Origin of the sequence: Myxococcus sp. AM011 (assembly GCF_013372595.1) — a bacterium.
In the GTDB taxonomy this organism is placed as follows: Bacteria; Myxococcota; Myxococcia; order Myxococcales; family Myxococcaceae; genus Myxococcus; species Myxococcus eversor.
Genome location: NZ_JABXEM010000103.1, coordinates 21,836 through 34,446, shown reverse-complemented (window position 1 = coordinate 34,446; position 12,611 = coordinate 21,836). Strand labels below are relative to the sequence as shown.

Here is a 12,611-nt window from a genome sequence, read left to right as displayed (position 1 = left end):
GGGTGAGGACGCCGATGACTCCGTGGCGAAACACCGCCACCGCCTCGGCGTGGGACTTCGGGGTGAGGCTCTTCATTTCGCGCGGACTTCCCGTCCCCCCCTCATCCCGGCATGGGCCTCTTGGGAGAGCAGACGCCTACCGTCCCGCCATAGGCAGGCCTTCGAGGACGGGGCATGTCGGGTGGGACGCACTTGCGTGCGAGGTGAGCCGATGGCCGCGGAGCAAGCCCCTCAGTGAGCGCGCTCGGCTCCCCGGAACGAACAGGCGGACAGCGATGGCGGTCCCGTCGAAGGGAGCGCAAAGGCGGCGACTGTCGTCGCCGCTCGTGCGGCCACCGCTCGCGCCGTCCAGTCCGTGGGCGCCGGCCGTACGCAGCACAGCAGCGTCCCGACTCTGGCCTCCCCGGCCCAGCGGCAGAGGGCATCCCAGCGCCCAGCGCTCCCTGGCCCCACCACCTCCCACGGACTCACTCGCCTGCGCACCGCCGCGGCCGGCAGCGACTCGAGGCCCCACAGGGCGAGCGCCCAGGCGATGGCCGCGAGCGAATACAGCTTCCTGGCCAGCACCTCCGCGGGCACTACCGTCTGCGACACGCCGCACGCACGGCAGCGGTAGCGTCGCACGCGCAACTCCACGAGCACGGGCGACGCGCCAGCGTCCAGCGGCCCGCGCACCTGGCGGCTCCGGCTGCCATGCCCATGAAGCCCCAGCGGCCCTCCCACAGGGCGGCTCGCCGCGCCGCAAGCGGCGCAGCTCGCCGGGCGTACCGCCGACACGGACGGCATCTGTGCCGCCCAGGACTTGACGCCGACGCGCGTCCGTACGACTTCTTGGGGGCCTCGCTTCTCTCTCACACGTTGAGCGGGGCGCTCGACCTGTGAGCGTGTTGGCGCACGCTCCAGGTCACCTTTCTCTCACGCGAGCTGGCGAACACCGCCGCGCCCCGTCCTCTCTGGGCCCCGTGGACTACCTCACCCAGCGTGGCGTGCCAGCATCCGGCTCGCTGCTGGACTCCGCGCGGCCTGCAACATTCCTTCCCGGCAACCAGCGCGCTCGTCGCGACCGCGCTCTCCATCAACCACTTCGCTCAGCAACACTGAGCATGTGCCGGGGCGCCCCTCTCTGGCTCGCCAGCTTCGACAGCACCTCAACCATCCGCTCGGAGCGGATGGCGCCCGCGACGTCGATGGCGAGGCACTCGCGTGTCCACTCGTCCACCACAATGAGGAATTTGAGCTGCTACATGTTGGCGCGGCGGTCGGAGACGAAGTCGTAGGCCCACACTTGGTTGGGCCCCGTGGTCGGCAGCGGACGCGGGCGGCTGGCCGCCGCTCGCCGCCCGGGCCGTTTGCGCGGCACTTGCAGGCCCGCCTTCCGCCAGAGCCGATACGCTCTGTCTGGACACATGTAGTGACCGTCTCGCCCCAAGAAGATGCAGATGCGACGTTAGCCGTACCTCGGGAACTGAAGGGCGAGTTCGCGCATTCGCTCCACGACAGGCTCCTCCCGCTGTGCCTTCTGCGACACATACCCCAGTGCCGAGCGCGCCACCCGCAGCAGCCAGCATTCTCGACGGGTGGACAGTCCCATGCACGGGCATCATCCACCTGCTGCCTTGCGCGGTGGCGCTCACCGTCTACTTCGGTACCTCGATATCCAAGTCCCTTGCTTCAGCCTCGTCGTGTCGGTGGCGTCCATGCCTCCGAAGCGCTTGTGCCACACGTAGACCCTAGGTTCGCTCCCCCGTGCTTCTTCGTGGGGACGGCCGCTTCGGCTCTCGCAGAATGGCGACCATCTGCTCTTCGCTGAACCGACTCTTCTTCACGGCCTGCCTCTCCGTAGTGGCTAGAGACGGCATTCTCTCAATCTTCAGGCGGTCCGAAACCCCGCGGCATGTCAGATGCATGAGTTCCGCCATGTACTTCACAACCACGAAGACGCTCACTGATTCGGTACGTCATGGTCACAAAGGCGAGGCCAGAGGCCCATCGGATGTCACCCAAGGTCCAGCCGATTGCACCAACTGAGGACGGAGCCTCAGGCTCCCCTGTCTGTCCATGATGTCTCGCCATGATTTCCTGCGGGGCTCGCTCGGGCTAGAACGGGGCAGGGGGCTCTCGTGGCGGCCGGACCCTTTCCGGTGGACGCCGTCACGCCATCTCATTGAACGAACGCTTTGGGCCGAGACTCACCGAGGGCTTGTGGGAAATTCCTGATTGTCTGAATTCAAATGAGCCTGTCTGCCGCGTCAGCCATCTCCCTCCGTTTTCGTCACCGGAAGAGACGGGTCCTGGCGGGATTCTTCGAGGCGCAATAAAAATGACCAGGATTTGCATCATCTTGTTTCGGCAGAGCGGTTCGCTGAGGGGGTATGGCTCAAAATGAGGTATTTCTTTTGTCGTCTCCTCCCCTCGTGGGTGATGGGACTCGTGTTGTTGTGTTCGCTGGGGGCGCACGAGGTCCAGGCCGCATGCTTTCCCCAAGGCGGCACCCAGGCATGTAACAGGGGCGCATGCGTCGGCACCCAGACGTGTGACGAGTATTGGAGTGACTGTTCATACTCCCCTGTCTCAACGCAGTCTTGTTCGGTCTGTGGCCGCTCCGGCTTCATCACGTGCGACACCGAAGGGGATCTTATCTCGGGCTCCTGTACGGCATATGGCGTGGAAGTTTGCAACAACTGCGACGACGACGGTGACGGTCTCGTTGATGAGGGACTTACCGCAGGTGCGTGTGATCCGCTGAGTAACGGTTGCTCCGGGACGATGACTTGTGTGGCGGGCGGTTGGACCTGCGTCATCCCCACCGACAAGAAGCTGACCTGCGGAAATCAGTGTGGCGCCGAGGCTTATCGGCAGTGCGGCACGGACGGCTCCCTGGCGCCCTGTACCCGCGTGACGGCATCGGCTGAAACATGCAATGGATGCGACGACAACAGGGACGGCATCGTTGACAACGCCCAGGGCCAGGGAGCGGACACGCTCACGACGACCTGTGTCGGCCCCAATGGCGTGTGTCCGGGGTCAACGAAGAATTGCGCCGGAGGCCAGTGGTCCAGCCAGTGCATCGCCCCCCCGGAGCAGTGCAATGGCCTGGACGATGACTGTGACGGCGCATTCGACGAGGGTGGCATCTGTCGCTCGGACCCCCTCACCTGTCAGTGTCAGCCCTGGACCTGCGCGCAGTTGGGGATGAACTGCGGCTCCGTGCCGAATGGCTGTGGTGGGATGCTCGAGTGCGGTGGCTGTCCTGCGGGGCAGTCTTGTGGCGCCGGTGGCCTCCCCAACGTTTGTGGCACGACCAACGGGTGTATTCCCGTAACCGTGAGCGAGGCCTGTGCTGGTAAGAACTGTGGCTCTGCCTCAGATGGATGCGGGGACAGCTATTCCTGTGGCACGTGCGCTGGTTATAACTCCTGCGGTGGGGGTGGCACGCCCGGTGTTTGTGGATGCACGCCTCTGACCCAGACGACCGCCTGTAACGGCAAGGACTGCGGCCTGGTCTCCAATGGTTGTGGCAATACCCTCGATTGCGGAACCTGCGACAGCCCGAAGTCTTGCGGCGGCAGTGGGACACCGAACGTCTGTGGCTGCACGCCGACGTCGAAGGTGGCTGCCTGCGCGGGAAAGAACTGCGGCCAGGTGTCCAATGGGTGCGGGGGCTTCCATGACTGTGGTTCTTGTGCCAGTCCGCAGTCTTGCGGCGGCGGGGGAACGCCGAATGTCTGTGGGTGTACTCCGGTGCCCAAGGTGACCGCCTGCAATGGCAAGAACTGTGGCTCCGTTCCCGCCGGTTGTGGTGACACATACAGTTGTGGAACTTGCACGGGTACCAACTCGTGCGGTGGTGGGGGCGCATCCAATGTCTGTGGTTGCGCGCCGATGACCAAGCTGCAGGCGTGTGGTCTGGCGGAACTGGAGTGTGGCTCCACGACCAATGGTTGCGGCGGCAGCATCATCTGTGGACCGTGCCCGACAGGCACCTTCTGCAAAGCCGGCGTGTGCGAAGGCGATTTGGATACCCGGAGGAGCCAGGACTCGTCGTCCGGCTTGTTCTCTCGATGAAGACTCGTGGCGATGGTCGAGGCCGTCAAATGAAGCGACTTCTACTCTCCGCATGGTTTGTGGCAATGGTCACTGGGTCCTGCGGCCCTTCAGATGTAGCGACGTGGGACCATCAGGAATCCCTGGGCAGCAACAAGGGACAGTTGGTGGAACCACCCAGCGATACCCTCGTGCCAACACAAGTTGGTGCGGACGGCTTCGTGGCGGAGCGAGTGACCGGACAGTCCGGGGTGAGCCCAGACGGCTCCGCCACCTATACGCTACCCCTGTGGCTGCCGACGGGCCGTGCGGGCGTCCAGCCTGAGTTGTCACTGGGCTATCTCAGCAGCGGCTCCAACGGCCCTCTCGGGCGAGGGTGGAGCCTGTCTGTGAGCTCTCGAGTCGTCCGCTGCGCCAAGACCCTGGCCCAGGATGGGGACGCCTCGCCCATCACCTTCACGAACTCGGACGCCTTCTGTCTGGATGGTCAGCGCCTGGTGTCCATCCAAGGCGCCTATGGGGCCTCTGATACGGAGTATCGCACCGAGGAGGAGAGCTTCACGAAGGTGGTGTCGCTCTCCACTGACGCGCAGGGCCCACTCCAGTTCAAGGTTTACCAGAAGGGTGGCCTCATCTTGACGTATGGCCTGCTGCATAGCTCGACGCTCGCTGGCCGGCGCGTCAGCGTCCGCCCAACCTGGGGCGAGGGCGTTTCCACCACCGTTGAGGGGCAGGACAGCCGTTTTGCCTGGTCTCTGGCGAAGGTAGAGGACCGCAGCGGAAACTCCATCACCTACCACTACACCGTCCATGGTGATGCCGCTGGCGTTGGGTATGAGCAGACGCTGGACCGCATCGCCTATACCGCCTCTTCCGTCGGAGCGGGGATGGCGGCCACTCGCTTTGTCGACTTCGACTACGGAGGGGATGTTCGGCCCGATACGATGTCCATCTATGTCTCGGGCCTGTCGTTGAAGATGTCGCGACGGGTGCGCGAGATTCGTGTGAGTGCGCCGAACCCCGCTGCGGTGGGGCTCGTACGCGCCTATCGCTTCACCTACGCACAGGATTCCCTGAGCAACCTCAGCCTGCTGCGGACCTTCCAAGATTGTGACGGTGCTGGGGCCTGTACGCGCCCCCTGACGTTCGACTACACCCAGAATGACCCCGGATTCGAGGAGGTAAATACAGGCCTGACGGACCTGACGCAGGGCTCCACATTCAACGGCCGCTTCTGGGTTCTCAACCCCGTGGACGTGGACGGCGATGGCCGCGACGACCTCCTCTACCGCACGGCGTATGACGATGTGGGACGCTACAAGTGGACCCTGCGCATGTCGTCTTCGTCGGGGCAGTTCACCGTGGTGGAGACGGGCAATCTCCCGCTCGCGTGCTGGGAGGCCCCTGCAGGGCAAGACGGACGTTGGGTGGACATCAACCTGGATGGTCGCATCGACGTCAGCCTCGAGGAGTACGAGAGCTGCGTCACCAGTCCCTCCCGGAGGCTGAAACACTTCCAGCGAACCAATCACCCCTCTCCTTCCTATAACTGGTTCTCCGAAACGGGAGACGACGGCCGCGGAGGGAACTTCTGGTACGCCGAGCTCAACGGTGATGGCTACCCGGAGTTGGTTCGCGAGAGTCTGGTGAATGGCTCCAGGCAACTGGGCTACCGGCTCAATGTGGGGGGGGCGCTCCAGGCGTTCCAGCCCATTGTGACCTCGGTCCGTAACGACAATGCGCAGATGGTGGTTGACCTGGAAGGCACCGGCAAGTCCAGCCTGCTCATCCTCGAGATGCAGGACAGACCCGGAGTTCCTGGCAGCTATGAAGTGGTGGGGGAGAAGTACTGGGCAGTGACGCTGCGCAACGGGACCTTCACGAAGGAGGAGACGACCCTTGTCCGGACGGATGTGTCGGGGAAGCAGTACTTCTTCACCGACCTGAATGGCGACTCCCTGCCTGACGCCTTGCGCGCGAAGCCCGATGGCACGGAGTTGGAAGTGCTCGTGAACACGGGCAACGGTTTCGCCGAGCCCGTAGCCGTAGCGCTTCCGCCTGGAGGCGGGCTCGGGAGCTTCACCCGGGACAATGGTATCCGCGTGCTGGACTACAACGATGACGGGCGCCAGGACTTGTTGTTGATGGACCGCGTGGGGGACGTGCGAACGGGGTTGGTGGTGCTCGAGTCCCAAGGCACGGGCTTCGCCCTGCGCCCGCTGCCCATCCCGGTGGGACAGGTCGCATCGACGCGAGGGTACAAGCTCTCTCAGGTGCTGGACTACAATGGCGATGGCCTGATGGACCTGGCTCAGGTCGTCGATGGCTCGTTGCGCCTCTACAAACGCAAGGGAACCAAGGCGGGGCTGCTGGCGCGCGTCAGCGACTCCCTGGGAGCGCAGGTCCAGTTCACCTACAAGCCGATGGTGGACTCCACTGTCTATACGCCGGGCACCACCTGCACGTGGCCGCAGCACTGCCTTCGCAAAGGTATGTGGCTGGTGGCCGAGCACATCTCCGACGCGGGGGACCACCCCATGCGCGTGAGGAAATACAGCTATGAGGACGGCCGCTCGGACCTGATTGGCCGTGGCTGGCTGGGCTTTGGCGCGGTCACCGTGCGTGAAGTGGCGGCCGGAACAGAGCTGCGCTCCGAGTTCGACAATCAGACACGGGTGGGAACCGCCTATCCCCATGCGGACAAGCCACTCAAGGAGGTGGCCCGCATCACCTCGGGCAACCGGCTCCATGTCCAGACTCGGCAGGTGACGCATGAGCACCGGATTCGAGCTGGCGTTGGCTCGGGGACGGTCATCACGATGCTTCCCGTGGGGTTGACGGAAGAAGTTCATGACCGTCAAGCCTCCGAGCCAGAAACTGCTGGGCTGCTGCGGCGGATGGAGAGCACGCGGGAATATGATTGGACCTACGGCAATGCCACGAGCTGGCGCGAGGCCGTGGGTTCGGAGGTGACGACGGGGACCGAGGTGTTCCACAACGACGCGTCCACCTGGCTCGTGGGATTGACGCTACACCAGACGGTGACAAACACCGTCAACAGTGCCTCCGTGACGAGGAGCCAGTCCTTCACGTATCAGCCCGGGACAGCGTTGCTGGCCAGTGAGTCTGTAGAAGCGGGCGACCCGAGCCTGGCGAGGACGACGACATACTTGAGGGACTCGGATGGACTGGCTCGGCAGGTTGTCCGCACCGCCGCGGGATTACCGGCTCGTACCACCTCCATCACCTATGACACGGTGGACCGCACCTGGCCGTCGGTGATGACCAATGGGCTGGGGCACTCGGTGAGCCTCGCCTACCACGGAGGCCTGGGCCTGCTCGCGTTGGAGGTGGACGCCAATGGGCTCACCACGCGCAAACAGTATGACGGGTTCGGCCGCCTGAGGAATATTGACGTTCCGGGACTGTCGGACACGACGCTCAGCTATGCGGCCTGCGCGGACAGCTCCCTCTGTGCTCTGACAAGCACGGTCCGGCGGCGCACCTCGGTCTCATCGGACGGGTACCAAGAGGAGGTCTCCACGGCGGACCGACTGGGCAGGCCCAGAAGCTTCAGTCGAAGGGAGTTTGGCGGGGGGCTGGCCACCACGACGCTCGAGTATGACGGCCTGGGACGCCTGTGGAAGCAATGGGTTCCGTCTCCGACGGGCTTCGAGCGGGTCGCAACCACCTTCACCTACGACAACCTAGGCCGCCGCCTGCGCATGGATTCGCCCGACGGGACTCATCAGGATTGGAAGTACGAAGGCACCAAGCACTCCAGATGGGACGAGAAGGGCAACTTGGTGGAGAGTTGGTTTGATGCCCAGGGCCGCCTGCTGCGCACCGAGGACGTCTTGGAGACCCGGCGTCTGGCGTCGGCCTACGCCTATGGCCCATTCGGGCTGCTGGCCTCCGTGACAAATGGGTATGGGCAGGGGCCTCATTACACGTATGACAAGCTGGGGCGCGTCCTCCAGACCCAGGAACCCAACTCCGGGACGCTGCTGACTCAATACAATGGCTTTGGCGAAGTCACGCAGGAGACTCGTGCCAACGGCGACACGACGACCTATGCGCGGGATGTGTTGGGACGTGTCGTCACGCGGACGGACCGGACGGGCGTGTCCCGCTTCACGTGGGACGTCTCCAGCTCACTGGGCAAGGTGGGAGCCCTCCTGAGCAGCTCGCAAGAGGGCGACCCGGGGTCCAGCCTGGATGACATCAGCGTCGTCTATACGTACGACGCGCTGGTGCGCCCCGTGGAAGAGACGTGGAGTGTGGAAGGCAGCGTCTTCGCCCTTTCCCGGACGTTCGACGATTACAACCAGTTGCAGCGGTTGTCCTATCCCTCCGCTGGGGGGCAACGCTTCTCGGTGGACTACCAGTACAAGCGATGGGGTGTCCTGGAGTCGGTGAAGAGTGCCGGTAGCGCGCAGACCTTCTGGCAGGCGCAATCGCGAAACGGGCTGGGACAACTGACGTCGGAGGTCTTCGGCAACGGGGTGGTCAGCCAGCGCCGATATGACACCCGGGGTCGTCCGCTGTTCATCGAGACCAAGGCGGGTGCCCAGGCGCGCCAAGTCCTGGCCTACGAGTACGAGACGAACGGAAACCTGCGCGGCAGGCATGACCGCGTGGGGGCAACGACAGAGGACTTCACCTACGACGCGCTGGACCGGCTCAAGAGCTGGACGGCCTTCCAGAATTGCGGCTCCACGGCTGTGGACTTCAACTACGACGATCTGGGCAACCTGTTGGGACGTTCGGTGCGCCAAGGGTCCGGGGAGAGCCTCTCGTATTTCTACGAAGGTACGGGGGGCGCGGGGCCACACGCGGTGTCGCGCTCCTCGTTGGGGGCTTACACCTACGACGCCAATGGCAACCAACTCACCGCGCCCGGGCGGACGGTGGAATACACGCCCTTCAACCTGCCCTCGCGCATCACCAGTGGCTCCCAAGACCTGACGTTCCGCTACAACGCCCAGGACAAGCGGACGGTGAAGCGCGCCTCGGCCGGGGATGTGACTTTCTATGTGGGAGACCTCTACGAGATGCGGCGCACGGCGGCGGGAGTCGCGCTGCATGCCTTCAACGTGGTGGGGGGGGATGGAGCTGTCGCGCATGTATCGTGGACGACGAACGCCCTGGGGCAGTTGGTCGCGCAGAAGACGCTCTACCTGCACAAGGACAACCTGGGCTCGGTCGACACGCTCACGGATGAGGGGGGCGCGGCCGTCGAAGTGTCGAAGTACGAGCCCTATGGCGGCAGGCGGTATCCACATTCGATGGGGAGCCCGCAGACGCGCGGCAACTCGCGGGTGCGTCAGGGGTTCACGGGACACGAGCATGACGAGGAGGTGGGCCTCATCAACATGAGGGGGCGCATGTATGACCCGAGACTGGGTCGCTTCCTGAGCGCTGACCCCCTGTTCTCGGGGCCTCGGATGAGCCAGGTGCTCAACCGTTACAGCTATGTGCTGAACAACCCGGTGCGATACACGGACCCGTCGGGTTTCGTGCCCCATGAGCTGCCGGTCATCATCTATGACAGTTGGTATGGAGGCTCTGCCATCGCGGGGGCACCTCGAGGGGGAGGCATCACTCCATCGAGCTGGTGCACGACGCCAGAGGAGGGCGCCGACTGCTATGAGAACATGGGCTCGAAGCTGCCACGCGAGCTCACCATGTCCGCGGAGTTCAGTTACTTTGTCATGAGGACTCTGCTCTCGCGGCCCGACATTCTCGAGACGGTGAAGGGCGCGCTGCTGGGGGCGATTGGCGGAGCTGTCCCCTTCCTGAGCCTGGCCTCTCCTCCCGAGGGGCAGACACGCGATTTCTACGTCGGCTACGCAGGAGCGCAGTTTGCGTGGGGTGGGGTCCGGTTGGTTGGAGGGACGATTGGGCTCTACGGTGGCAGTGCCGCCGCAGGGGCTGGAACCGCAGTGTCGGGGACGGTGGTTGGAGCACCTGTGGGTGCGACGGTGGCGGTTGTGGGCGGTGCCGTGGCAGTGACCAGCCCCATCGCCCTGGGACTTGGAGCGCTGAACATGGTGGGCGCCGCCAACGCCGTGCAGATGGCGAATCAGGCCGGGAGCGGTGGTGGTGGGGACGCCAGAGAGAGTGCCGCAAAGCCGGGAGGGCAGCAGACGAGTTCGAATCCAGGGAAGTCCATCGAGTCACTCAGAGATAGAATGGCGGAGCATCAGAAGAAACTCTCAGATTATCGCGCTAATCCAGATAAATTTGATAATCAAGGTCTCTTGAAAAATGCTCCGTCGGCTGAGGTGCGCCAGAAGATCATTGATGGGCGCATCAGGCACTTGGAGAATGAGATTCGCGCATTCGCAAAAGCCATTAGTGACCTAGGAGCAACGCCGTGAAGATCAAGGTCTCCGAGCTTCGACACGTGACGAACCTCTTGCTCGACCATCTTGAGCGGAGTGGACATTTGGAAGTCGAGTTCACCGAGGACTTCTACTGGAGCATTCCCGAGGATCGCCTGTACGCGGTCTACGACGAGCCCACCGGCTTCACGGTTGGGCAATTGTCGGACGACTGGGAGGAGTTGCGGCAGATCGGGTCGGGGCAGAAACCGCCCGTTGGCTATGGCTTAGTGTGGTTGTCCTCGCTGCTACGGCGAATTGGCTCGAAAATCATTGCGTAGGCCTGTCTTGATTTGTGCGGACGTGTCCCTATAGGTGTGTAGTTGGGGAGGAGTGGCGAAGGGGAGAGAACCTTTCCTTCGTCCCGTCTGTCCCTGCTCGCCATCTACACACCACTTGGTTGAACACGACCGCCTGGAGTGTGGTGCGGGGGGATTGGAGGGCGATGGAGTTCTTCGGTGTCGGGGTGGTGACGCTGACGAGCCCTATTGGCCATGTCTGATTTGACGGGCCGGGTGTGGCGCCCATCCTGATCACGCGACGCGCCGCACCTCCGCGCGTTGCGGCGCGAGTGGGCTTGACCCGATTCGGTGGACGGTTTCGCTAAGCTACTGGCCTCAAGGAATACTTCAATTCGAACTCGACTGGGCTGAAATAACCGAGGGTCGAGTGGCGCCGCTGCAAGTTGTAGAAACCGTCGATGTACGCGGCGATGAGGACACGCGCGGTGTCGCGGCTCTCGCAGCCATCGAGACCTTCCACTTCCCACTTCAGCGACGAGAAGAAGCTCTCCGCGACTGCATTGTCCCAGCAGTCTGCTTTGCGACTCATGCTGCACTGGATGCCGCGCTTCTCCAGCGCTGCGCGGTAGTCCTCGCTTGCGTAGGTGCTTCCGCGGTCCGAGTGGTGGAGCAGTTCGCCGGTGGGCCGACGCTGGTCGAGCGCCATGTCCAGCGCGGCGAGGGCCAGGTGTCGGTCAACGTTCTCGCTCATGGCCCAGCCCACGACACGTCGCGAGAAGAGGTCGAGAATGACAGCGAGGTACAGCCAACCCTCCTGCGTCCAGACGAACGTGATGTCCGTCACCCAGGCATGGTTGGGGGCGCTCGCGGTGAAGTCGCGGGCCAAGACGTTGGGAGCAAGGGGGAACGCATGCTTCGAATCCGTGGTCGACCGGAAGCGCCGACGCTTCCTGGCCGCCAGGTTCCTTTCTCGCATCAATCTCGCGACCCGTTTGCGTCCTACCATCTGGCCCTGGGCTCGAAGCTCGGCATGGACTCGGGGGCTGCCGTAGCGGCGCTTGCTGGCCTCGTGGGCAGCGGCGACATGGACGCCGAGTGCTACGTCACGTCGGGCCCGCGCAGACACGGGCCGCCCCACGCTCGCGTAGTAGCCGCTCGTGGACACCTCCATCACCCGACACAGCACCGCGATGGGGAAGGCCACCTTCTGCTGGGAGATGAACGCGAACTTCACGTGCTCTCCTTGGCGAAGAAGGTGGCCGCCCTTTTTAGGATTTCGCGCTCGACTCGGAGGACCTTCACCTCCCGCCGCAGCCGCGCCAGCTCTTCCTTCTCCGTTGTTGTCATCGCGCTTGTGGAGCCCTTGCTTGCGTCCACCTCGGCCTGCCGTACCCAGCCCCGGATGAGGCTATCGGCGAGCCCCAACTCCTCGGACAGCTGGCCCACGCTCCGGGCTCCCTCTCGCACCAGGCGCACCGTCTCCGCCTTGAATTCTGGCGGATGGTTCCGGCGTTCTCGCCTCTTCTTCTCGCTCGACATTGGACACCCCTTCTACGCGCTTCTGACTGAGCGCGGGTGTCCACCGAATCGGGTCAGGCACACAGAGGCTGGAGCCAGGCTGCTCAAGCTCTTGGCCACGTCCATCCCGCCCGCCGAAAGCCTGTGCTCAGTGTAGCGCACCGCGAAGCCGCGCAGCGCCTCGGGGAATGGCAATGAGCCACTGCGCCGCCCAGCCTTCAGCCGCTGCGCCTCCTGCCGGAACTGCTCCAACTCTTTCTCCAAATCCATGGACCACCTCCTGGCTTGTGTCCCATGGAGGTCTCACAAGAGCCTGGAACCCGTCACGACGGGGCACGGCGAACACCTCCGTTTCTTCCAACTGTCTTTTGGGTAAACGGACCGCCGTCCCGACTGCTCCGACTTGCGGTCCGCTCGGCCG

Annotated in this window: 5 protein-coding genes; 2 read left to right on the top strand and 3 right to left on the bottom strand. The window is 64.0% G+C overall.

The window, feature by feature from the left end:
- Positions 1-231 precede the first annotated feature (231 nt).
- On the bottom strand, positions 232-786 hold the full coding sequence (locus HUW62_RS22015; protein ID WP_255203563.1) for a transposase family protein: 555 nt from the start codon (positions 784-786) through the stop codon (positions 232-234).
- Between the two features lie 3,275 nt (positions 787-4,061).
- On the opposite strand from HUW62_RS22015, the gene HUW62_RS22010 reads away from it, so the two are divergent.
- Positions 4,062-10,427 carry an RHS repeat-associated core domain-containing protein gene (locus HUW62_RS22010; RefSeq protein WP_368670453.1) on the top strand — a complete coding sequence of 2,122 codons (6,366 nt, stop codon included), beginning with the start codon at positions 4,062-4,064 and terminating at the stop codon, positions 10,425-10,427.
- Entirely contained in the window at positions 10,424-10,711 is a 288-nt protein-coding gene (locus tag HUW62_RS22005) for a hypothetical protein (RefSeq protein WP_163863060.1), read from the top strand. The genes HUW62_RS22010 and HUW62_RS22005 overlap by 4 nt, the downstream gene beginning before the upstream one ends.
- 322 nt (positions 10,712-11,033) lie before the next feature.
- Here HUW62_RS22005 and HUW62_RS22000 read toward each other — a convergent pair.
- Positions 11,034-12,211 (bottom strand): IS3 family transposase gene (locus HUW62_RS22000; protein ID WP_163863058.1). Its coding sequence is split into 2 segments (ribosomal slippage): positions 11,034-11,935 and positions 11,935-12,211, totalling 1,179 coding nucleotides; the frame shifts between segments, so codons are not numbered across the junction.
- 12 nt (positions 12,212-12,223) lie between these two features.
- A complete protein-coding gene (locus HUW62_RS21995) occupies positions 12,224-12,460 on the bottom strand; it encodes a hypothetical protein (RefSeq protein WP_163863056.1) in 237 nt (78 codons plus the stop codon).
- Positions 12,461-12,611: the final 151 nt, after the last annotated feature.

Coding starts and splice junctions, on each gene's coding strand:
- HUW62_RS22010 (WP_368670453.1), top strand. CDS start 4,062: ATGAAGACTCGTGGCGATGGTCGAGGCCGTCAAATGAAGCGACTTCTA.
- HUW62_RS22015 (WP_255203563.1), bottom strand. CDS start 786: ATGCCGTCCGTGTCGGCGGTACGCCCGGCGAGCTGCGCCGCTTGCGGC.
- HUW62_RS21995 (WP_163863056.1), bottom strand. CDS start 12,460: ATGGATTTGGAGAAAGAGTTGGAGCAGTTCCGGCAGGAGGCGCAGCGG.